We start from the raw sequence: 20,209 nt of genomic DNA, 5'->3' as shown, positions 1-20,209 counted from the left end.
GATTTGAGTTATTTCTGCGCAATTGGTAAAATGCCGCGGTTTTTACCTCCTGAGGATCTTTTATGCAAAAATTACATTTTAGCTTTATCACTACCGCCTGTGCACTTATGCTTTCAGCCTGTTCATCCAGTAGTGGTGGCGGTAACGGTACTGCACCAATTTTCTTAACAGAAATACCAGATTCCAGCAATAATACCCAGCCTGCGACCCCGTCAGTCACGCCGCCGAATGCTGGAAATACCTCGGCAGATCACGCCGTGCAGCCTAACACGGAAGATAACACTCCTAAGCTGACTTCACCTATGTTTAGTAGCCCTAAAGACGCGCGTTTAACGGGTGCGATACTCAGCATTAATTCAGCAAATGGTAGTGTATCTGGCAAAAATCTACACAATGTGGAAAAAGAAACATTAGAAAGTCTCTTTATTGATAATGTTGAGATCGCGCTGAAAACCCTTGCCGCAGAGGATGAGCAACGTGGGTTTAATTCGCTCACTACGGCTGATCAAAAACATGGTTCATTGGGCGAAATTTCGGGTGCAGTAAACAAAACCTCTGTCTATAGCTTATATGATCAAAGTGTTTATCAATTTGTCCGCTTTGGTGTGATCAACTCAAATGCACATAGCCACTTATTTGTGCAAGGCTTACAAACCCCGATTGAAGGGGTATGGAGTGAAATAGATAATGGACATGCGAATCTGTATCCAATGCCAAAAAGCGGTAAATTTGTTTACAAAAAAGGCGATGCCTTATATGGCAAAGCGGGAAATTACAGTGCGCTTAGTGCAGAAGTAAGAGCTGATTTTAATCAAAAACAACTGAATGTCTCACTCAAAGATGGACAAACTGAAAAACTCGCTTTCAGTGCAGCCATTGAGGGCAATACTTTCAATGGTAATAGTCATGGCGTTGAAAGCAAAGGAGCATTCTATGGCTCAGGTGCAAACCAAGTAGGCGGTGTATTCTACGAAAGCCAAAGCCAATACAATGGTGTTTTTGGCGCAACCGACAAGCGTCCTGACGATTCACAATAAAAACAAGCGGTACATTTTGCAAAAAAATTTACAAAATGTACCGCTTAATTTGAAACAGGCAATTAAAACTTAATTTCTACAGAAAAAGCATAATTACGTCCTGGCGCATAAAAACGTTCTAGCCCTTTGCCTTCCCGATCAACTGTATTGGTTGTACTTTGCAGATTAATACCACGCAAGCTATCCCATGTGTGATATTTACGATTAAATAAATTGTAAACACCCGCACGTAATGTTGTGTGCTTACCAATTTTTGCAAAACCATACATATCAAATAACACCGCGGATCGATTTAAGAATGGGTAAGTACTCGTCCCTCCACTTTGGTCATAATAATACGTTAGGATTTGTGCATCCTTACCTTTCTTCTGCCCTAAATAAGTCCAACGCGCTTGTAACCCCCAGCGATCATTAGGATCATCATAACCTGCCCCTAAAATCACTTTAACCGGCTGAATAGATAGCAAGCTTTCACTCGTACCGTAGAGTTTGCCTTTAGAATAGCCTAACGCGCCCATTACGCTCACACCTTGTGGAATAGCTGCCACCCAGTGATGTAAATTAAGCATACCACGAACTTCTAAACCACTAATTTTGGCTCGATCAATATTCACAGCCTGCTGGAAGAGCGTTCGATAATAAGGTGAGGAGCAACGAAAATCACAGTTAGTATGCAAACGCCACCCTGCGGTTTCACGTTCATATAAGAAATCTTTATAGTTCGTGCGATAAAGTTGCAAAGCAAAATTGCCTTGCTCATTCTCAGCCACCAATGCAACTGATTGGTTTAGGCTACGTTCAGCTTTCAAATTAGGGTTAGCCAGCCAGTTACCTGCCGCATTTAAGAAGGTAAAGTACATTTCAGTTGCGGTCGGAATACGGTAACCACTGGAAATGTGGTATCCAGCCTTCCAAGTTGGATTAATTTGATAATCCAGCCCAAAACTTCCACTCAAATTTTGGAACGTGGTGCTCGCTGATGACACTTGATCACAAAATTGACAGTAAACATTCGATGCTCTTGGAGTAAGTTTAGTAAAATCATAACGCACACCCACATCACTGCTTAACTGCTCATTCCACATAATTTTATCTTGTAAAAGCAGATAAATATTTTGAGTTCTAACCGGTTTTTGCACAGCAGAAATATAGAGTGCCTGATCAAGTTCGCCAAATAAGTAAATATCTTTGTTAATATTTTTAAATTCGCGTTGGGAATAGGCAGTACGTAACGAAAGATTATGCGTACCCCAACGGCTTTCTAATGGAGAGCTATCTAGGCGAAGGTTAATACGGTGGAAATCATTTTTCATGCGGCGATCAAAAATATCATCAAGGTCTTCTACGCCATCAGTACGATACAAGCCTTTAAGATTAATGGCTCCCACTGTAATTTTTTGCCAGTCATAATCTAATTTTAAATAGCCAAGCAAACCATTGGATGGGAAATATTCATAAGCAACATTTAAATTATCCCGTTCTGTTGTATCCAAGGTTCTACGCCATCCGACAAAAGTATAAGAACGTTCGTCTGTGAGATTTTCATGGTTTTGCCCTGTGTAATTTAGGCTAATGCGATGGTTGTCGTTAATAAAATAAGACAATTTCGCCAAATAGTTATGATTACGGTGATGAGAAGGATCAGGCACACCACGCGCTGCGCCACTAATGTCTGCACCATTACCTAAGCTTTTTAATTCATGCCCTCGGCGGTAAGAATAGAGCCCAACCGCTTCCCATTTCTCATCTTTATAAGCTGCGCCAATAGTGTTGGTCCATTCATTATTTTTAGTGGCGTATCCACTACGGAATAACCCTCCAAAACGGTTACCTATCTGCACAATATCATCTGCAACAACCGTACGATAGCTCACCCCACCACCTAAAGCACCGCTGCCTTGAGCAAAAGAATCTGCACCACGCATAATATCAATGCCAGTGACTAATTCAGGATCAATTTGTACACGGGAGCTATTAAAATTACCATAACGTGCGTATAAGCTATTCTCTTCGGAATCAGGTAAAGACACACCATCAATATTGATACCAACACGATTACCCTCTACGCCGCGCATCGCAAAGCCTTTATTATGGCGTCCACTGTCCGCAATCCCAACATCCGTGGTATAACGAACCAAATCTTTCGTATCTGCAATTAATTCATCTTGAATTACACGCCGGCTCTTTTTAATCTCACCATTCGTCTTTGCTTCTTCTTTTGCTACTACACGAACTTCATCTAGCTCTACCAGTTCTTCAGCGAACACATTAGGCAGCGAAAGCACCCCCAATATAGCAAGCAGCATTAAGGCTGTATTTTTTTTCATCCTAATCCCCAATCATTAAATTCTTCACAATTATAACTAGCCAAAAAACAAAGTAAATGAGAATGAATTGTCTTTGCGTAAAATTTATAGATTCAAACCGCTTGCTATTGCATAAATCCATTTTGAAAATATAATGCAAACCATAATCATAATTATGGTGCAACTTATGTTATCGCTTAAACAACAAATCACTGAACTTCTCAATAGCAATCCTAACTTAATTACGTTAGAGCTGGCAGCACAACTCGCACGTCCAGAAGGCGAAATTCTGCTAAATTTACCCGATCAATTTGTAAAAACCTTTCCTGGTACACGAGCAGAAGAAATTTTACGAGCTATTAGTGGCTGGGGAAAATTCACAACAATTATCGAAAAAGCCGGTTCTATTTTTGAGGTTAAAGATCAATTTCCTAGCGGTATTATTGGGCGAGGCTATTACAACTTGAACATGAAGGACGACGAAGGTGCTCTTCACGGGCATTTAAAACTGGATAATATCGCTCATATTGCCTTTGTCAGCATGCCATTTAGAGGCACTGAAAGCTATAACATCGCCTTTATTACTCAAGAAGGTGAAACTATGTTTAAAGTCTATTTGGGACGGGATGAAAATCGTCAATTATTCCCTCACCAAGTACAACACTTCAACGCATTTCAATAACAGGAGACAACTCAATGACTAACCGTCAAGAAGTATTACAAAATCGCTTAGGGCCAGAAATTCAAGAGATGAAACAGCAAGTAAAGACCTTAGTGCTTGCAACCTTAGACAAAAATGGCACACCAAATGTGAGCTATGCCCCTTTTGTTATTCACAACGGCGAATATCGCGTACTGATTTCCACTATCGCCCGCCACGCCCGCAACTTACAAGAAGTACCAAAGGTTTCATTAATGCTAATTGACGATGAAAGCAAAAGCCGTGAAATTTTTGCGCGCCGCCGTTTAACATTCGACTCCACGGCACGCATGGTTGAGCGTCACTCAAATGAATGGGAAGAATGTATTACTCTGCTTAAAGCACGCCACGGCGATTTAGTTTCAGAGCTTGCCAATATGTTAGATTTCAACGTCTTTAGCTTTAAGCCAGAACACGGTTTATTCGTAAAAGGCTTTGGCAAAGCCTTTGATGTGAGTGTGGATGATTTAGTGAGCTTTGTGCATTTAGATCAAGGACACTTAAACCAAGTCCCCCCACAAGAGTAACGACAAAAAGAGGCGAATCATCATTCGCCTCTTTTCCTAAAAACTATCGAGAGTTCTGCTGCAAACAATATAAAATCTGCTTACAGAGAGGGGGTTAGAAGCTAAATAGCCAACCCTATAAACCTAATGCGTATTGCAACGCTTTTTTCTTTAAAACCCCTGCACGCTGAGCAACAACTAACCCTAAATTCCGCAAGGCTTTCACTGGCATTAAATCAGTTTTAAAGGTTTTATAAAACACATCCATACCCGTTTGCATAAGCAAATTATCCGGTTTGCGCTTCCATTCGTATTTTTTCCAAATATCCGCATTTGCAAAATTTTCGCCCTTTTCAAGCGCTTGTTCCGCCTGCTCAAGCAAGGCTTTTACATCTTTAAAACCTAAATTGACTCCCTGCCCTGCAAGTGGGTTAATCGTATGGGCAGCATCGCCTACTAAAATTACACCATTTTGATAGTAGCGTTGAGCATGTTGGCGAGTAAGAGGAAAACTACCTTTTGCCGTCACACTCACTTCACCTAAACGGCTAGGGAAAGCCGCCATAATTTCCGCACTTAATTTTTCATTTGATAGTTGAGTCAGCTCGGCAATGCGTTCAGGGCTGTCGTACCACACAATACAACCATGATTACCGCACAATGGCAAAAAAGCTCTTGGACCACTTGGGAAAAATTGCTGCCACGTAATGCTCTGTTGCGCTAATGCTGTTTCGGCCACAGCTAACAAACAATGTTGGCGATATTGCCAACTCGTCAGTCCAATACCGCCCCATTGCCGTACCTGAGAATTTGCCCCATCGCAAGCCAGTAAGATCGGTGCAGAAAATTGGCGTTCATTATCAAGTGTTACTGTCCAAATTTCATCTTCACGTTTTGCAGAAATCTGTGAAAAACCAACCGCTTGTGTGCAGTTAGCATAATCATTTAAAGCTTGCCACAACCCAATTTGGATCAGGTTATTTTCCACCATAAACCCGAGCTTATCCAAACCAAGTTCACTGGCGTGAAAACATGTATCAAAGCCTTCTACCTCCCACGTTTCCAAACCATCGTAAGGGCAAACTCGCATTTGCTCAATGATCTGCCAAGCCCCCAATTTTTCTAATAAGGAAACCGAAGCGGCACTAATTGCTGAAATCCGTACATCATAAGGACAATTTGGCTCAAAAGCCGGCAGTGGATTTTTCTCAATTAAGGCAACATTCAACCCCAGTTTGGCTAAGCCTAATGCCGTTGCCGCCCCAACCATACCGCCACCGATGACAATGACCTCTTGCATAATTTCCCCCAACCATCAATAAACGCTCTATTCTAATCTATTCTTATCCTATTTAGTTAATCACAAAACTATTTTTGTGATCTGCTTCCAGAATTTACATTTCTTCACTGGTAAATTTCTATTGTTTTTTTAAGCTCGACAAAAACAACTGGAGAACAAAATGTCCCTTGCGATTATTTATAGTCGAGCCTCAATTGGTGTAGAAGCTCCACTAGTCACAATAGAAGTACATATCAGTAATGGTAGCCCAGGTTTAACGCTCGTTGGTTTACCGGAAAAAAGCGTAAAAGAGGCTCAAGATCGGGTACGAAGCGCGTTGATGAATGCCAATTTCAACTATCCCGCCCGCCGAATTACCATTAATCTTGCACCGGCTGATCTCCCTAAAGAGGGCGGCCGTTTTGATTTACCTATCGCGATTGGTATTCTTGCCGCCAGCGGGCAGATTGATATGGATAAATTGCGTGCCTTTGAGTTTTTAGGCGAACTCTCACTGACAGGCAATCTACGAGGCGTACACGGCTCAATTCCCGCTGTCATTTCAGCCCATCATTCCAAGCGAGAGCTGATTTTACCTCGCCAAAATGCCAACGAAGCAAGCCTAGTTTCTCACGCTCAAAGCTACTATGCCACCTCGCTTTTGCAAGTGGTTAATTTCCTGAATAAGCGCGATCAACTGCCTATCGCCCAAGAAATTTCGCAAAAAAATGTGGAAAATCCACCGCTTGTAAGCCGAGATTTAACGGATATTATCGGGCAACAACACGCCAAACGCGCCTTAACCATTGCCGCTGCCGGGCAACATAATCTGCTTTTTCTTGGCCCACCCGGTACAGGCAAAACGATGCTCGCCAGCCGTTTACCAGATTTACTCCCCGAAATGAGCGATGAAGAAGCGATAGAAACCGCAAGTATTACAAGCTTGGTGCAAAATGAGTTAAGCTTCCAAAATTGGAAACAACGCCCATTCCGTTCACCCCATCATAGTGCATCCATGGTCGCATTAGTCGGAGGTGGTTCGATCCCTAAACCAGGGGAAATCAGCCTTGCTCAAAATGGTGTACTATTTCTTGATGAGCTACCCGAATTTGAACGTAAAGTACTTGATGCGTTGCGCCAGCCATTAGAAAGTGGCGAAATTATTATTTCTCGTGCGAACGCTAAAGTACGATTTCCTGCAAAATTTCAGTTAATTGCAGCAATGAACCCTAGCCCCACAGGACATTATCAAGGTACACATAACCGCACCTCTCCTCAACAAGTCATACGTTATTTAAATCGGCTCTCGGGGCCATTTATCGATCGATTTGATCTCTCAATTGAAGTCCCTCTTTTACCTCAAGGTGCTTTACAGCAGCGAGAGCAACAACGTGGCGAAACCACAGAGCAAGTTCGCAAGCGGGTCATTTCTGCTAGAAATTTACAAATGCAACGTGCAGGCAAGATTAATGCTCAGCTAAGTAGCCGAGAAATTGAACGAGATTGCAAACTCCATGCTCAAGATGCCATATTTCTTGAAAATGCACTCACGAAACTCGGTTTGTCTGTGCGCGCCTATCATCGCATTCTAAAAGTCGCTCGAACCATTGCCGATTTGGCTAATGAGCCCAATATTCAGCAAATTCACCTTGCCGAAGCCTTAGGCTATCGAGCAATGGATAGATTATTACAACGTTTACAAGGATAAAATTAAAAAAAATTTTCTTCTTCCCCTTGAAAGCCTCTTTTTCGTTCCTATTTTATGCCCCGTCTGAGGGGAAGCGGTCGGTTTCCCCACATTTTTACAAAGTTTCTAAATAGAGGAATCCAAAATGGGAAAAATTATCGGTATTGACTTAGGTACAACTAACTCTTGCGTTGCTGTGATGGACGGCGATAAACCACGTGTAATTGAGAATGCAGAAGGTGCACGTACAACCCCTTCTATCATCGCTTACACGGCAAACGAAACCTTAGTCGGTACACCAGCAAAACGCCAAGCGATTACTAACCCGAAAAATACCTTATTTGCAATCAAACGTTTAATCGGTCGCCGTTTTACCGATAGCGAAGTGCAACGTGATATTGAAATTATGCCATTTGAAATCGTGAAAGCAGACAATGGCGATGCGTGGGTAAACGTAAAAGATGAGAAAATGGCACCACCACAAATCTCTGCGGAAGTGTTGAAAAAAATGAAGAAAACCGCAGAAGATTTCTTGGGCGAACCAGTTACCGAAGCAGTTATCACTGTGCCAGCATACTTTAACGATGCACAACGTCAAGCAACCAAAGATGCAGGTCGTATCGCAGGTTTAGAAGTTAAACGTATCATCAACGAACCAACAGCGGCTGCGTTAGCGTACGGTTTAGACTCTAAAAAAGAGAACCAAATCATCGCCGTTTACGACTTAGGGGGTGGTACATTTGACTTATCTATCATTGAAATTGATAACTTAGATGGCGAACAAACCTTTGAAGTGCGTGCAACCAACGGTGATACTCACTTAGGTGGTGAAGACTTTGACAACCGCTTAATCAACTACCTCGTGGAAGAGTTCCAAAAAGAGCAAGGCGTGGATTTACGCAATGACTCAATGGCGATGCAACGTGTGAAAGAAGCGGCAGAAAAAGCGAAAATTGAGCTTTCATCAGCACAATCAACCGAAGTGAACTTACCATACATCACAGCGGATGCGACAGGGCCGAAACACTTAGTGATCACCGTAACTCGTGCGAAATTAGAAGCATTGGTGGAAGATTTAGTGGCTCGTTCATTAGAGCCTGTGAAAGTGGCATTAAACGATGCAGGTTTATCTGTTTCTGAAATCAACGATGTGATTTTAGTGGGTGGTCAAACCCGTATGCCATTAGTGCAACAAAAAGTGGCAGAATTCTTCGGCAAAGAGCCACGCAAAGACGTAAACCCAGATGAAGCAGTGGCAATCGGTGCGGCAGTTCAAGGCGGTGTATTAAGCGGCTCTGTGACAGACGTATTATTGTTAGACGTTACCCCACTTTCATTGGGTATTGAAACAATGGGCGGCGTGATGACCACCTTAATTGAGAAAAACACCACGATTCCAACCAAAAAATCGCAAGTGTTCTCAACAGCGGAAGACAACCAATCTGCGGTAACCATTCACGTGTTACAAGGTGAGCGTAAACGTGCACAAGACAATAAATCGCTTGGTCAATTCAACCTTGAAGGCATTCAACCTGCACCACGTGGCGTACCACAAATTGAAGTCACCTTTGATATTGACGCAAACGGTATCATCAACGTATCAGCGAAAGATAAAACCACAGGTAAAGATGCTCAAATCCGTATCCAAGCTTCTTCAGGTTTAAGCGAAGCTGAAATCGAACAAATGGTGCGTGATGCCGAAGCCAATGCCGATGCAGACCGTAAATTTGAAGAGTTAGTGCAAACTCGCAACCAAGCAGACGCATTAGTTCACGGTACTCGCAAACAAATCACCGAAGCAGGTGAAGCGTTAAATGCAGACGACAAAGCGAAGATTGAACAAGCGGTCGCAGATTTAGAAAAAGCTGCAAAAGGCGAAGATAAAGCGGATATTGAAGCGAAAATTGAAGCCTTAGTAAAAGCCTCTGAACCATTGCTTCAAGCAGGTCAAGCACAAGCACAACAAGCAGGGCAAGCACAACCAAATCAAAAAGATGACGGTGTGGTAGATGCTGAGTTTGAAGAAGTGAAAGACAATAAATAATCTTTCAGCATTGAATGTAGGGGCGTATGTCATACGCCCCTTTTATTCATAAACATAGGATAAAAAGTGATATGTATAACATTCGTCTATTAACCCCTGATGGAATAAAATATATTCAATGCAGTCATGATGAATATATTGTCGATGCTGCTGAGCGACAAAATGTAGATCTTCCTTATTCCTGTAGAGCTGGAGCCTGTACTTCCTGTGCAGCAAAGCTCATTATCGGTTCAGTCGATCAATCTGATAATTCTTTCCTAGATGATGCTGACATTGAGGAAGGATGGGTTCTTACTTGTTTTGCTTATCCAACATCTCACTTAACCTTACAGACACATATGGAAGTTGAATTATTAAGCAGCTCAGGAATGCGCCAAACTATTGAAGAGCAAAAAAGAGAGGAAGAAAAACGCAGACAACGTGAAAGCATTAATAGAGAAATTCAACAGGCTGCATCATATGGAAAAGTTATCGACCATTTTGATACCAATGTTTTTAATGGTGGTATTTATGAAGGAGCTAGTATTCATAATAGATTTACGAGAGTAAATAGTACTATTACAAAATATGGTAATAAATTATTTGTCTCTATAAATGTAGGGATTTCTGATCCACAAATAAGAAAAAATACATATTGGGGAGCAACAACAGTTGATGTAATACATAAAGGGAAAGTTATTGCTTCATCTAGGCTAGATGGTCATAGCCACCCATATTTATCACCGGAATTATCCCATGCAGGGACAGCAGTAGTAGATTTAAAACGTTCTTATTCTGGAAAATTAGTCACAGTTAGGACAAATTTATTTGGTATATACAACACAGGAGATGGTAATGCTCCTAACATTCCTAGATATTTAGATAGAAAAGTGAGATTAAAATGAAAAAAACATTATTTTTCTTATTTATTATTCTGAGCATTCTAGGATTTTTCATTGGGAATGATTACTTAGATTATAAAAATGATTTCAAGGAAATTGATGAAATTGTATTAAATACTTTTGAAAAAGGTGGTGATATTGAAGATCAGATAAAAGGTTATGCAATAGCGGATATTTTATTGAAATCGAAAATTGAAAAAAACAAAAATCGCTTTATTCCTAACCTATGGCAAGATTGGTATTTAAACAGACGAATTTCTTTATTCGCAGCATCAGAATATCCAAATCATTACAGTGAATTATTATTTCTTTATGAAGAATTGTATCAATATAATAAGAATGCTCATGCCTTTATTATGAGTTGCTTTTTAAAAGAATATCTAGGTAAAAAAGATTCTATTTGTTATGAAAAAGCCTTACCCCTCATTAAAGCACAGGCAAATTATGAAACCTCACCTTTTTATTGGTTAGCTTATGAATCAGTCGAACCAAATAAATTTGATCAAATAAAAAAATTAGTGAATGAAATAGATGAAAATCGAGAAAATTTCATTTTAAATTTTATTCAATAAGATAAGCGGTCAATTTACCGCAAAAATTCACAAAACGGAAACCTTATGGCAAAACAAGACTATTACGAACTACTTGGTGTCAGCAAAAACGCTGATGAAAAAGAGATTAAACGTGCCTATAAAAAATTGGCAATGAAATATCACCCTGACCGCACCAAAGGGGATAAAGAAAAAGAAGAGAAATTCAAAGAAATTCAAGAAGCTTACGAAGTCTTAAACGATAAAGAGAAAAAAGCGATGTATGACCAATATGGTCATGCCGCTTTTGAGCAAGGTGGCGGCTTTGGTGGAGGCGGTGGCTTCGGTGGCGGTTTTGGTGGCTTTGAAGACATTTTCAGTGAAATGTTCGGCGGCGGTTTTGGCGGTGGACGAGGTCGCCAACGTGTCGTGCGTGGTGATGATTTGCGTTACGACTTAGAAATTACCCTTGAAGAAGCCGTCAAAGGCGTGAAAAAAGATATTCGCATTCGCACCCTTGTACCTTGTGATTCTTGTCACGGTAGCGGTGCAGAAAAAGGCAGCAAAGTAGAAACCTGCCCGACCTGTCACGGTGCAGGCAGAATCCGCCGTCAGCAAGGCTTCTTTATGACTGAACAAGTGTGCCCACACTGTCATGGTAGCGGTAAGAAAATTGAAAAACCGTGTCAATCTTGTCACGGTGGCGGACGTGTAGATAAAGTGAAAAACTTATCAGTAACGATTCCTGCGGGCGTGGATACCGGCAACCAACTACGTTTATCTGGCGAAGGTGAAGCAGGCGAAAATGGCGCACCCGCAGGCGATTTGTATGTGATCATTCACGTGCGTGATCACGACATTTTTGAGCGTGATGGTTCAAATCTTTATTGCGAAGTGCCGATCAGCTTTACAATGGCAGCATTAGGCGGCGAAATTGAAGTGCCGACCTTAGACGGACGAGTTAAACTTAAAATCCCTGCTGAAACCCAAACCGGTAAACTCTTCCGAGTGCGTGGTAAGGGCGTGACCACACCAAGAAGCGGTTATGCAGGCGATTTAATTTGCAAAGTGATTATTGAAACCCCAGTATCGCTAAATGAAGAGCAAAAAGAGTTGTTACGCAAATTAGAAGAGAGCTTAGAAGGTAAAGGGCAACACCGCCCGAAACACGAAGGCTTTTTTCAAGGCGTGAAGAACTTTTTTGATAATTTAGGTAAATAACCAATAGGGCTGAACACAAATGTGAATCAGCCCTATTTTTTGCTCTTGTTCTTCGCTTCCGTCAATTCATGATCTTCTGCATGTAGCTAGAATAGCTTTTCAAAGCAAGCTTACTCTAATTCACCACAGAAACGGTAACCTTCACCATGGATGGTGACAATAATTTCCGAATTTGGCGTGTGATCTTCAAAATGTTTCCGAATACGGCGAATAGTAACATCCACTGTACGATCGTGTGGTTTAAGCTCACGTCCAGTCATTTTTTTCAGCAGCTCTTCTCGTGTCTGGATTTTACCTGGATTTTCACAGAAGTGTAGCAGCGCCCTAAATTCGCTACGTGGCAGCTTAATAACCTCGCCTTCAGGATTAATCAAACTGCGGCTATTAATATCTAACGCCCAACCGTTAAAACGGAATACCTCAACATTCTGTGTCTCTTTAGGTAATTTCTCGCTTTCAGACATAGTACGTTGCAATAAATTTCTTGCCCGAATTGTCAGCTCACGAGGATTGAAAGGCTTAGTGATATAGTCATCAGCGCCAATCTCTAGCCCCAAAATTTTATCAACTTCATTGTCGCGTCCCGTTAAGAACATTAACGCAATATCATCTTTCTCTCGTAGCTCTCTTGCCAGCATCAATCCATTTTTGCCAGGTAGATTAATATCCATGATAACCAAGTGAATTTCCTGTTCACTGAGTACTGAGTGCATTTCAACTCCGTCTTGGGCTTCAAACACTTGATAACCCTCAGCTTCAAATACACTTTTTAATGTATTGCGGGTAACTGCTTCATCTTCAACAATTAAAATTTTTGGGATCTGCATTCTCTGACCTTATCAATCCTTTACGTTATTACGAATAGGAATATTTTACCTGCCATTTTTAACATCAGAAATACTTTATTTAAAAATAAGTTGGTTTTAATCAATTTTTGTCACGAAAGCGAAACATATCTATACAGCGAGATATTCAACTTCTAGCTCAAATAATGCTTTCGCTAACATTGATGTCATCTGATAATGGCTTAAAATTGCCTGTTTTTCGCACAAGACAATACGCTCAATTGGATGTTCGACCCCACTAAAACGATAATAGTTCAGTGCACTTTGCAGAGGTAAGAAACTCGGATTAAAAGCGGCATTTTCCGCATATTTACCATAAAAAATCTCGCCTCCGGCCTGGAATGCAAGACCACTGTATGCCTGACTATAAGGGGCATAAGAGCCATTCATTGCACGGATTGCGGCACATTGTAAAGCATCACCTTGAACTGCTATACCTTGATCCTGCTCATCAAAAAGTAACTTATCAATATTCAGATCTTTCGGGCCAAAATCATCTGGCAAATAGCTATGTAACAAATTATTTTGACTATGCGGTAAATGAATTTTTAACTCATTAGCGCTATTAAGTTCATTCATAAATTGGCGACAATGACCACAAGGCGTGTAATTAACTACAACATCGGTAATTCCTGCTTCGCCAGCAATCCACGCATGTGAAACGGCACTCTGCTCTGCATGCACGGTCTGTTGCATTGCTACACCAGCAAACTCCTGATTTGCACCAAAATAGAAAGCCCCCGACTGACCAATCGCCACAGCACCGACATTAAATTTTGAAACAGGTGTTAAAGCATAACAAGCAGCAAGTTCAATACAGTGCAAAGCAAGCTGTACTGGCGTTAATCTGAACGTTTGGCAAAGCTGCTCAACCTGCTCTGCTGATAACCTACCTTGCCAATTTTGCTCTGCTAACAGTGCTACAATACGAGCAACAATCGGATTATCTTGATTACTACTCTGTGCTAAACGTTGTTTAATATCGGTTAAAGTTGGCATAGTTTGCTCCTTGGTAAAATTTAGTTAGAAAATGACCGCTTGTCGGGAGAAATTCCTAATCGCGTACCACAATCACGCCTACACTTTCGGCCTGTGCCACAGCTTTTGGTTTATGTAACTCAATCCGTAATCTTTGAATCGCAAATTCACGTTGTAGTAGATCTGCCACACGATGTGCTACGGTTTCAACTAATTTAAATGGCGTATTTTCAACAAAATCGAGAATTTTTTGCGAAACTTCGGCATAATTCAAACAAAATTCAACATTATCCTCAGCAACGGCTTTTGAAAAATCCCATTCCATTTCAATATTAAAAACAAGGCGCTGTTTGATGGTGTGTTCCCACTCATACGCCCCGATAGAGGCAAAGGCTGTCAGTTCATGAATAAAAACTTTATCAGTCATCGGATATTCTCCTTGCAAAAGTTGGAGTAGAATAACATAACAATCTCAAAATAAAGGGGGAAAAATGAGCATTATCGCCAATTTCTTGATCTTATTCGCTTATTTGCTCGGTTCTATTTCTAGTGCCGTGATTTTCTGCCGCTTAGCAGGTCTTCCCGACCCAAGAGAAGAAGGGTCTCACAACCCTGGTGCAACAAATGTGCTAAGGATTGGTGGGCGATTGGCTGCACTCGGCGTGCTATTAGCCGACATACTAAAAGGCATGTTGCCTGTTTCAATCGCCTTTTATCTGGAACTTTCCCCCACTTCCATTGGCTTTATTGCACTCAGCGCCTGCTTAGGACATATCTTTCCACTCTTTTTTAAATTCAAAGGCGGGAAAGGAGTGGCAACCGCATTCGGTGCGATCATTCCATTTGGCTGTGAAATTTCAGGTCTCACACTCTGCGTCTGGTTACTCTGCTTTTTTATCTCAGGCTATTCATCGCTAAGTGCCGCAATCACCTCTCTACTTCTCCCTTTAATTGTTTGGTGGTTTAAGCCTGAGTTTACTTTCCCAATTGCTTTAGTTTGCTGCCTATTGATCTTCCGCCATCATGAAAATCTCCAACGCTTATGGCGTGGGCAAGAAGATCAAATTTGGCGCTATGCACTAATTAAAGCTAAACCAGCAGATAAGCATGAGTAATTCATGCTTATCAATATGCTTTATGTGAAATAGCTGGCAATACTTAGCCCAAAAACATCAGCAATAGCATGAGCCACCCAAAACGGTAATAAGTTTTTATCTTTACTGCGTGCATAAAGTAGATAAATCACCAGTCCAAGCCAAATACCTAAACCCAAGGCGGTTTCCATCCCTTGATAAGTGTGGAAACTCACTCGAATAATTAATGAATAAAGCACTGCCCATTTCAAATATTGTGGCTTAACTGCAAGGCAAATACCAAGAAAGAAAATCTCCTCATAAAAGCCATTTAATAACGCATATAACACCGTAGAAAAGCGAACCTCTCCCAATACTTGGGTAAACGGCACTGGATAAACAGGCTCAGCGAACCCGTAGATCAGAACATAATAGAGATCCATTGCCAGCGAAAGTAAAATAAAAAGCCCGATACCATGAAAAATTGCCTGCCATGAAGGTTGAATCCGCCAACGGCTAAAATCAAAACGTCGCCATTTGAGGTATGCTGCTGCAAGCAAGAGTTGTAAGAATTGGCTAATAAAAGCGTAGTAATTTTGCACATTCGAGAACGTTAAATTTTCATCAACTGTCACGACTTCTTGATTAAGTAGCAAATATTGCTGCGTTGAGGTATAGATGGCTAAACCAAATAGAATTAGAGTGAGTACGAATACGTCCCAAGGGGTCAGCTCGTAGCGTGTGCTATGTTTCATGTGTTCTCCTTTTGTAAAATTTTATTAAAAAACAACCGCTTAAAACCAGAGACTATTGGCGTTCAACAGCCTCTGACAAGCGGTTACTTTATTGTTATTTTTTGCTAATAAACTAATCAATCGCTGGTGTATAACTACCATCTACGATGGCATTTTTAATGCGATCTGCTTCAGCCAGCACTTGAGCAAGTAACGCTTTCACATTTTCGAGTGTCGCAATTGGGCTTAATGTGGTCATTTTCAGCGATTGGTGTTCACCGACTTTGGTTACGCCAATGTTCGCTTCGCCACGTGCAAAGAGTTCATCCGCCACATTTTGGTTTAATGTGTCCACAAATTCTGCGGGGTAGCCGTTTGGTACGACACGGAACAATACGGACGCAAATTGTGGTTCAACTAACAATTCTAAACCGTCAGTTGCTTTGATGTAATCTGCCACTTCACGGGTCAATTTCACCCCGTGATCGATCATTGAACCGTATAAGGTTTCGCCTAAGGCTTCAACCGTAAACCACAATTTTAAGGCATCAAAACGGCGAGTGGTTTGTAATGATTTTGAGACAAGGTTTGGTACGCCGTGCTCTTCATCATATTCTGAATTGAGATAGTCCGCTTTGTAGTCAATGTAGCGATATTCTTCAGCATTTTTCAGCAAGAATGCCCCGCACGAAATGCTTTGGAAGAAATGTTTGTGGAAATCAAGGGTAATGGAATCAGCTTGCTCAATACCATTAAGCATAGAACGGTATTCATTAGAAAGCAATAATGCACCACCCCACGCTGCATCAATGTGTAACCATGCACCATATTGATCTGCTACTTTGCGAATATCGGCAATCGGATCAATCGCTCCAGCATCGGTTGTACCAGCAGTGGCTACCACACAAGCGATAATTTTGCCCGAAGCGGTCAATTCTTCACAAATTTTTGCAAGTGCTTCCACGTCCATTTGTGCATTGTCATTGCAAGGTACGGTGACGACAGATTGGAAGCCCATTCCCATCATTGCCATATTTTTCTGTACAGAAAAGTGGGCATTTTCAGAGCAAAGCACTTTCACTTTATGCATCGCTTCTGGTGGGATACCATCTTTTTGTACCGACCACGCTGATCCGTCTGCGTTTTTCCAATTTTTTGCGATACAAGCATCACGAGCAAGCAATACGCCCATCAAATTAGATTGCGTCCCCCCTGAGGTAAACACGCCACTATCGCCTTTGCCATAACCGACTTTTTCACGTAACCATTCAATGAGTTGTACTTCCATCAACGAACCTGCTGGGCTTTGATCCCAAGAGTCCATTGATTGGTTAGTGGCGTTAATCAATACTTCTGCGATTTGGCTAGTCACCATTGTCGGGCAGTGTAAGTGAGCAAGTGAGTGTGGGTGATGCACTTTTAAACTTTTGTTTAAGAATAATTCAATTAAACGATCAAGCGATTTTGCGACACCAAAACCCTCTTTGCTGGGGTTAAATGCAATTTCAGAACGCAGTTGCTTAATTGAGCCGCCTGTGTACATTTTTTCATTTTGTAACCAATCTGACACCGCTTGTACCGCTGTTGCCATGGCTTTCTGATAATCTGCAATAGAGTTTTGATCGTTGCAGAATAACGCTTGTCTATGTTGAGACATATTTGACATGATGATTCCTTTTTATGAGCATAAAAACATAAGTATTGTAGGGCTTGTTAATCATTCAAATCAAGCAACTAGGTCTTTAAAACGTATAACCTCAAAGACACATTAAAATTAGGGATAATTTTCTATTACAGGAACTTTTCTGCTAAAATCGTGCCTTATAGTCGCTGTTTTATAAAAACAGATAAAAATTTCTACTATTTTAAACGAGGTATTTATGCAAAAAATTATGACATTTGCAGCGCTTGCCATGTTAGCAGCTGGGTTAGCACAAGCAGCACCGCACAGCGATGCTCGTCAAGCTCATGCCAGCACAGTTAAAACCACCAAAGTAAAATATGTCTGCCAAGATAATAAAAAACTCACGGTAAAATACGGTTTTAACAAACAAAACCGCCCAACCTATGCTGAAGCAAAATTAAATGGCAAAACACGTTTTATGCCAATTAATTTGCATGAAACAGATGAATCCGGCACAACATTTGGTGATGAAAATAATTTCAGCTTATATGGCGATCCAATGACATTTAGCAACCATCGTCGTGCAAATATCAACATTCAAAGCCCTAGCAACGAAATTTTATACAAGCTTTGTAAAGCGAAAAAACGCTAACCACAACAATACATAAAAACGCCGTCCAGCTGGACGGCGCTTTCTTTCATTTATTAAGCACGCACTGCTTTCAGCGCATCTTCAACTGATTTAGCAAAGCGTTTGATCATCTCTTCACACTCTGCTTGGGTGATGATAAGTGGGCAAAGAATACGTACCACGTTACCGCCACGACCACCACGCTCTAACATTAATTTGTTATTAAAGCACGCTTTTTGGATTTCAGCCGCAAGCACACCATCTGCAGGGAATGCACCAACACGATCTTGTGCTTGGCGTTCGTCCACAATTTCAATGCCGATCATTAAGCCTTTACCACGCACATTACCGATACAAGGGAATTTCTCTGCTAATTTTTTCAATTCTGCTTGTAAGAAATCGCCACGTTCTTGTGCATTTTGAGCAAGGTTTTGCTCACGCATCACTTTCAATGATGCATAGCCAGTTGCCATTGCCATTTGGTTGCCACGGAATGTGCCTGTGTGTCCTGCTGGTAGCCACGCATCAAACTCTTTTTTGATTGCAAGTACCGCAAGTGGCAAGCTACCACCTACTGCTTTTGACATGACTACAACATCAGGATCAATCCCTGCGTGTTCAAAGGCAAACATTTTACCTGAGCGGCAGAATCCTGCTTGTACTTCGTCTAAAATCAACACAATACCGTGTTTACGAGTAACTTCACGGATTTTTTGTAACCATTTAATTGGTGCACTAACCACACCGCCTTCGCCTTGAATGGCTTCCAAAATCACTGCCGCTGGTTTTACCACACCGCTTTCTACATCTTCAATGAAGTTTTCAAAATAGTAAGTTAAGGCTTCTACACCTGCTTCACCACCAATGCCGAGTGGGCAACGATACTCATGTGGATATGGCATAAATTGCACGCCAGCCATTAAGTTTTGTACCGCATTTTTCGCATTGAGGTTACCCGTCATTGCAAGCGATCCGTGCGTCATACCGTGATAACCACCAGAGAAAGCGATCACATTACCACGACCAGTATAAGTTTTCGCTAGTTTAATCGCTGCTTCTGTGCCGTCTGCACCAGATGGGCCACAGAATTGTAAACGGTATTCACCTTTCGGGAAGAAAGAGAGCAATTCTTCGGTGAATGCATCTTTTAATGGGGTAGTTAAATCAAGGGTGTGTAATGGTAAACCGCTTGCTAATACATCTTGGATTGCTTGAATAACGGCTGGGTGATTGTGCCCAAGTGCCAATGTGCCTGCACCAGCAAGACAGTCTAAGTATTCGTTACCTTCCACGTCTGTGACCCAACAGCCTTGCGCTTTCGCAATCGCTAATGGCAATTTACGAGGGTAGCTACGTACGTTAGATTCCATTTCGTTTTGACGGGAAAGATAGTATTCATTGCTGGCTTTAACAGCCGTTACAGGAGTGGTTGTCATTCTGAATTGACCTTCTATAAGAGGTTAAAAAAAATAAGTCGGGTGCCTTGCGGAGGAAGCCTAAGCTCTCGAATTCTAAAAAACTCGGTGCCTTGGGGCATTTTGACTCGCTACTTATTAAAAAAAAGCGTTTCAGCTTTTGTTTTTACCCTGCCAATAAGGAAAAATGACAGGTTGGAAACATTCCCTAAATGGGGCGGTGTATAGTACAATTTTTTGCTAAAAATGAAAGTAATTTTTGTAAAAATAGATGAAAACACTGACACTTACACAACTTAACCAGCTTTGCCAACACTCAGCCGTATCTCATTTGGCAATTGAATTTACTGAAATTAGCGAAAATAGCCTCACGGCTATTGTTCCTGTAGATCATCGCACTGTGCAGCCATTTGGTTTATTGCATGGAGGCGTTTCTGCTCTATTAGCCGAAACAGTCGCATCAGCCGCTGCTATGTTACATTGTGCAGATGAACAAGTTCCTGTTGGAACAGAGCTGAATATCAGCCATTTAAAAGCGATAAAAAGCGGTACGGCAATTGCAACAGCAACGCCATTACATTTAGGGAGAGAAAGCCAAGTATGGCAGGTGAAACAACGCGATGAGCGAGGGAATTTGTGTGCTATTGCACGCGTAAGTATTCGATTATTCAACAAAAAACAAGCGGGCTAATTTTGCATTTTTTCTGCAAGATCAGAC

19 protein-coding genes are annotated in these 20,209 nt (G+C 41.4%); 11 read left to right on the top strand and 8 right to left on the bottom strand.

The window, feature by feature from the left end; translation table 11 throughout:
• Window positions 1-62: 62 nt before the first annotated feature.
• Window positions 63-1,037 carry a transferrin-binding protein-like solute binding protein gene (locus tag EDC51_RS09155; protein ID WP_025267444.1) on the top strand — a complete coding sequence of 325 codons (975 nt, stop codon included), beginning with the start codon at window positions 63-65 and terminating at the stop codon, window positions 1,035-1,037.
• 62 nt (window positions 1,038-1,099) lie between these two features.
• Here EDC51_RS09155 and EDC51_RS09150 read toward each other — a convergent pair whose 3' ends face one another.
• A complete protein-coding gene (locus tag EDC51_RS09150) occupies window positions 1,100-3,364 on the bottom strand; it encodes a TonB-dependent hemoglobin/transferrin/lactoferrin family receptor (protein ID WP_131928768.1) in 2,265 nt (754 codons plus the stop codon).
• Between the two features lie 166 nt (window positions 3,365-3,530).
• On the opposite strand from EDC51_RS09150, the gene hutX reads away from it, so the two are divergent.
• Window positions 3,531-4,025, top strand: coding sequence for a heme utilization cystosolic carrier protein HutX (hutX, locus tag EDC51_RS09145; protein WP_025288805.1), 495 nt, complete (start codon window positions 3,531-3,533; stop codon window positions 4,023-4,025).
• A gap of 14 nt (window positions 4,026-4,039) precedes the next feature.
• Window positions 4,040-4,570 (top strand): heme utilization protein HutZ, encoded by a 531-nt coding sequence (gene hutZ / locus EDC51_RS09140; RefSeq protein WP_131928767.1) that lies wholly within the window; start codon window positions 4,040-4,042, stop codon window positions 4,568-4,570.
• A gap of 115 nt (window positions 4,571-4,685) precedes the next feature.
• Here the strand turns inward: hutZ and EDC51_RS09135 are convergent, their stop codons facing one another.
• Window positions 4,686-5,849, bottom strand: a complete 1,164-nt coding sequence (locus EDC51_RS09135; RefSeq protein ID WP_131928766.1) for an FAD-dependent oxidoreductase — start codon at window positions 5,847-5,849, stop codon at window positions 4,686-4,688.
• 160 nt (window positions 5,850-6,009) lie between these two features.
• Between EDC51_RS09135 and EDC51_RS09130 the strand changes: the two genes are divergently transcribed.
• The 5 genes from EDC51_RS09130 to dnaJ all read left to right on the top strand — a co-directional run bounded on the left by EDC51_RS09130 (window position 6,010) and on the right by dnaJ (window position 12,191).
• On the top strand, window positions 6,010-7,536 hold the full coding sequence (locus EDC51_RS09130) for a YifB family Mg chelatase-like AAA ATPase (protein WP_131928765.1): 1,527 nt from the start codon (window positions 6,010-6,012) through the stop codon (window positions 7,534-7,536).
• Between the two features lie 124 nt (window positions 7,537-7,660).
• Window positions 7,661-9,559 (top strand): molecular chaperone DnaK, encoded by a 1,899-nt coding sequence (gene dnaK, locus EDC51_RS09125; RefSeq protein ID WP_015431635.1) that lies wholly within the window; start codon window positions 7,661-7,663, stop codon window positions 9,557-9,559.
• A 71-nt stretch (window positions 9,560-9,630) separates the two neighbouring features.
• Complete coding sequence (locus EDC51_RS11075) at window positions 9,631-10,443, top strand: 2Fe-2S iron-sulfur cluster-binding protein (RefSeq protein ID WP_131928764.1); 813 nt, start codon at window positions 9,631-9,633, stop codon at window positions 10,441-10,443.
• Window positions 10,440-11,012 carry a hypothetical protein gene (locus EDC51_RS09115; protein WP_131928763.1) on the top strand — a complete coding sequence of 191 codons (573 nt, stop codon included), beginning with the start codon at window positions 10,440-10,442 and terminating at the stop codon, window positions 11,010-11,012. Before EDC51_RS11075 ends, EDC51_RS09115 begins: the two co-directional genes overlap by 4 nt.
• Window positions 11,013-11,057: 45 nt before the next feature.
• Entirely contained in the window at window positions 11,058-12,191 is a 1,134-nt protein-coding gene (dnaJ, locus tag EDC51_RS09110) for a molecular chaperone DnaJ (RefSeq protein WP_015431632.1), read from the top strand.
• 110 nt (window positions 12,192-12,301) lie between these two features.
• Here the strand turns inward: dnaJ and arcA are convergent, their stop codons facing one another.
• The 3 genes from arcA to folB form a co-directional block, all read right to left on the bottom strand.
• Window positions 12,302-13,018 (bottom strand): two-component system response regulator ArcA, encoded by a 717-nt coding sequence (arcA, locus tag EDC51_RS09105; RefSeq protein WP_131928762.1) that lies wholly within the window; start codon window positions 13,016-13,018, stop codon window positions 12,302-12,304.
• A gap of 129 nt (window positions 13,019-13,147) precedes the next feature.
• Window positions 13,148-14,035, bottom strand: coding sequence for a cytidine deaminase (gene cdd, locus EDC51_RS09100; RefSeq protein ID WP_131928761.1), 888 nt, complete (start codon window positions 14,033-14,035; stop codon window positions 13,148-13,150).
• A 55-nt stretch (window positions 14,036-14,090) separates the two neighbouring features.
• On the bottom strand, window positions 14,091-14,441 hold the full coding sequence (gene folB / locus EDC51_RS09095; RefSeq protein ID WP_015431629.1) for a dihydroneopterin aldolase: 351 nt from the start codon (window positions 14,439-14,441) through the stop codon (window positions 14,091-14,093).
• A gap of 64 nt (window positions 14,442-14,505) precedes the next feature.
• On the opposite strand from folB, the gene plsY reads away from it, so the two are divergent.
• Window positions 14,506-15,129, top strand: a complete 624-nt coding sequence (gene plsY / locus EDC51_RS09090) for a glycerol-3-phosphate 1-O-acyltransferase PlsY (protein WP_064318447.1) — start codon at window positions 14,506-14,508, stop codon at window positions 15,127-15,129.
• 20 nt (window positions 15,130-15,149) lie between these two features.
• Here plsY and EDC51_RS09085 read toward each other — a convergent pair whose 3' ends face one another.
• Window positions 15,150-15,842 carry a CPBP family intramembrane glutamic endopeptidase gene (locus EDC51_RS09085; RefSeq protein WP_025288795.1) on the bottom strand — a complete coding sequence of 231 codons (693 nt, stop codon included), beginning with the start codon at window positions 15,840-15,842 and terminating at the stop codon, window positions 15,150-15,152.
• Window positions 15,843-15,954: 112 nt separating this feature from the next.
• Window positions 15,955-17,487, bottom strand: a complete 1,533-nt coding sequence (locus EDC51_RS09080) for a pyridoxal phosphate-dependent decarboxylase family protein (protein WP_131928760.1) — start codon at window positions 17,485-17,487, stop codon at window positions 15,955-15,957.
• A gap of 214 nt (window positions 17,488-17,701) precedes the next feature.
• Here EDC51_RS09080 and EDC51_RS09075 point away from each other — a divergent pair, with 214 nt between their 5' ends.
• Window positions 17,702-18,097 (top strand): ACP-like domain-containing protein, encoded by a 396-nt coding sequence (locus EDC51_RS09075; protein ID WP_025288793.1) that lies wholly within the window; start codon window positions 17,702-17,704, stop codon window positions 18,095-18,097.
• A gap of 53 nt (window positions 18,098-18,150) precedes the next feature.
• Here EDC51_RS09075 and EDC51_RS09070 read toward each other — a convergent pair whose 3' ends face one another.
• A complete protein-coding gene (locus EDC51_RS09070; RefSeq protein WP_015431623.1) occupies window positions 18,151-19,512 on the bottom strand; it encodes a diaminobutyrate--2-oxoglutarate transaminase in 1,362 nt (453 codons plus the stop codon).
• A gap of 250 nt (window positions 19,513-19,762) precedes the next feature.
• Between EDC51_RS09070 and EDC51_RS09065 the strand changes: the two genes are divergently transcribed.
• Window positions 19,763-20,182 carry a hotdog fold thioesterase gene (locus tag EDC51_RS09065; protein ID WP_131928759.1) on the top strand — a complete coding sequence of 140 codons (420 nt, stop codon included), beginning with the start codon at window positions 19,763-19,765 and terminating at the stop codon, window positions 20,180-20,182.
• Window positions 20,183-20,209: the final 27 nt, after the last annotated feature.

The organism is Bibersteinia trehalosi, from assembly GCF_004346205.1.
GTDB lineage: Bacteria > Pseudomonadota > Gammaproteobacteria > Enterobacterales > Pasteurellaceae > Bibersteinia > Bibersteinia trehalosi.
This window is presented reverse-complemented; position numbering and strand designations above follow the sequence as displayed.

Bases quoted from the DNA above. Each gene is read 5' to 3' on its own strand.
- EDC51_RS09155 (WP_025267444.1), top strand. From the start codon at position 63: ATGCAAAAATTACATTTTAGCTTTATCACTACCGCCTGTGCACTTATG.
- EDC51_RS09150 (WP_131928768.1), bottom strand. From the start codon at position 3,364: ATGAAAAAAAATACAGCCTTAATGCTGCTTGCTATATTGGGGGTGCTT.
- hutX (WP_025288805.1), top strand. From the start codon at position 3,531: ATGTTATCGCTTAAACAACAAATCACTGAACTTCTCAATAGCAATCCT.
- hutZ (WP_131928767.1), top strand. From the start codon at position 4,040: ATGACTAACCGTCAAGAAGTATTACAAAATCGCTTAGGGCCAGAAATT.
- EDC51_RS09135 (WP_131928766.1), bottom strand. From the start codon at position 5,849: ATGCAAGAGGTCATTGTCATCGGTGGCGGTATGGTTGGGGCGGCAACG.
- EDC51_RS09130 (WP_131928765.1), top strand. From the start codon at position 6,010: ATGTCCCTTGCGATTATTTATAGTCGAGCCTCAATTGGTGTAGAAGCT.
- dnaK (WP_015431635.1), top strand. From the start codon at position 7,661: ATGGGAAAAATTATCGGTATTGACTTAGGTACAACTAACTCTTGCGTT.
- EDC51_RS11075 (WP_131928764.1), top strand. From the start codon at position 9,631: ATGTATAACATTCGTCTATTAACCCCTGATGGAATAAAATATATTCAA.
- EDC51_RS09115 (WP_131928763.1), top strand. From the start codon at position 10,440: ATGAAAAAAACATTATTTTTCTTATTTATTATTCTGAGCATTCTAGGA.
- dnaJ (WP_015431632.1), top strand. From the start codon at position 11,058: ATGGCAAAACAAGACTATTACGAACTACTTGGTGTCAGCAAAAACGCT.
- arcA (WP_131928762.1), bottom strand. From the start codon at position 13,018: ATGCAGATCCCAAAAATTTTAATTGTTGAAGATGAAGCAGTTACCCGC.
- cdd (WP_131928761.1), bottom strand. From the start codon at position 14,035: ATGCCAACTTTAACCGATATTAAACAACGTTTAGCACAGAGTAGTAAT.
- folB (WP_015431629.1), bottom strand. From the start codon at position 14,441: ATGACTGATAAAGTTTTTATTCATGAACTGACAGCCTTTGCCTCTATC.
- plsY (WP_064318447.1), top strand. From the start codon at position 14,506: ATGAGCATTATCGCCAATTTCTTGATCTTATTCGCTTATTTGCTCGGT.
- EDC51_RS09085 (WP_025288795.1), bottom strand. From the start codon at position 15,842: ATGAAACATAGCACACGCTACGAGCTGACCCCTTGGGACGTATTCGTA.
- EDC51_RS09080 (WP_131928760.1), bottom strand. From the start codon at position 17,487: ATGTCAAATATGTCTCAACATAGACAAGCGTTATTCTGCAACGATCAA.
- EDC51_RS09075 (WP_025288793.1), top strand. From the start codon at position 17,702: ATGCAAAAAATTATGACATTTGCAGCGCTTGCCATGTTAGCAGCTGGG.
- EDC51_RS09070 (WP_015431623.1), bottom strand. From the start codon at position 19,512: ATGACAACCACTCCTGTAACGGCTGTTAAAGCCAGCAATGAATACTAT.
- EDC51_RS09065 (WP_131928759.1), top strand. From the start codon at position 19,763: ATGAAAACACTGACACTTACACAACTTAACCAGCTTTGCCAACACTCA.